Here is a 246-nt window from a genome sequence, read left to right on the forward strand (position 1 = left end):
CGGCGGCACGCTGTAGCCGGCATAGATGTGCGATTCCCAGCGCACGCCAAAACCGCCTGGCGCGTGGAAACGGGTGATCTTGCCCGGGCTCGGCAGGAAGGTGTTCGGATCTTCGGCGTTGATACGGCACTCTACCGCATGACCGCGAACAATCACGTCTTCCTGTTTGATCGACAGCGGCTGACCGGCAGCAATACGCAGCTGCTCTTTGATCAGATCCACGCCGGTGATCATCTCGGTCACCGG

General features: G+C 61.0%; 1 protein-coding gene. It reads right to left on the reverse strand.

What is annotated here, in order from left to right:
- Positions 1-246, reverse strand: a 246-nt coding sequence (locus WFP70_RS26880) for an ATP-binding protein (RefSeq protein WP_442956378.1), incomplete at both ends; no start/stop codon positions are given.

Origin of the sequence: Pantoea sp. USMM079 (assembly GCF_037153115.1) — a bacterium.
In the GTDB taxonomy this organism is placed as follows: domain Bacteria; phylum Pseudomonadota; class Gammaproteobacteria; order Enterobacterales; family Enterobacteriaceae; genus Pantoea; species Pantoea communis.